We start from the raw sequence: 956 nt of genomic DNA on the forward strand, positions 1-956 counted from the left end.
GTTAGTGGTTTTAAAAAAACAAAACCCCTGCATGGCAGAGGTTTATAGTTTTACGAGATTATGCGAATTATCTCGTCAGTTCAGGAGGTTAGAACAGCTTATGCTGTTGCACCCGCCACGGCTTGTTTGGCTAATTCAGTAATACGAGCGTAGTCCCCTTTTTCCAGCGCATCTGCCGGAACCAACCATGAACCGCCAATACACAATACGCTTTTCAGCGCCAGGTAATCACGGTAGTTATTCGGGGTAATGCCGCCGGTTGGGCAGAAACGCACTTGCGAGAATGGGCCGCCGATGGCTTGCAATGCTTTAACACCACCGTTAGCTTCTGCCGGGAAGAATTTAAACTCACGCAGGCCATAACTCATACCCAGCATCAGTTCTGAAACGGTACTGATCCCAGGAATTAATGGGATTGAGCCTTCAGTGGCTGCCTTAAGTAATTCATCAGTCAGCCCTGGGCTGATAGCAAATTGCGCGCCAGCCTCAACCACATCAGCCAACTGCTGTGGATTGAGCACAGTACCTGCGCCGACAATCGCCTCAGGAACTTCTTTTGCGATAGCACGGATAGCCTCAACAGCACAAGGGGTGCGCAACGTCACTTCCAGCACCCGAACACCGCCAGCCACCAGGGCTTTTGCCAACGGTACCGCCTGCTCGAGCTTATTAATCACAATCACCGGGACCACGGGGCCTGCGGTCATGATCTGTTCTGCGCTCGTTTTCCAGCTTTTCATCAGTTGTTATCTCCACTTATGCCGATTGGCATGTACTCACCCGAGGGTGCCAGTTGAAATATGGCAGGCAGAACATGCATTCCTGCTTCTGCCTGCCATAAAGAATCACAATGCGAGCCAGCTAACGACTCTTTATTATTGCGCCTAAGTGAGGCGCTGTTATCGAATAATAAATAATTTATATCCTAAACAATTCGAGTTGCATGAAGGCGGCAA

General features: G+C 49.7%; 1 protein-coding gene. It reads right to left on the reverse strand.

Annotated features, from left to right (window positions below; genetic code table 11):
- Positions 1-98: 98 nt before the first annotated feature.
- Positions 99-740: a bifunctional 4-hydroxy-2-oxoglutarate aldolase/2-dehydro-3-deoxy-phosphogluconate aldolase gene (locus tag V1952_RS22085; RefSeq protein ID WP_005163029.1), complete on the reverse strand. Its 642-nt coding sequence runs from the start codon at positions 738-740 to the stop codon at positions 99-101.
- Positions 741-956: the final 216 nt, after the last annotated feature.

The sequence above is a fragment of the Yersinia sp. 2542 StPb PI genome (assembly GCF_048593855.1).
GTDB classification, from domain to species: domain Bacteria; phylum Pseudomonadota; class Gammaproteobacteria; order Enterobacterales; family Enterobacteriaceae; genus Yersinia; species Yersinia enterocolitica_E.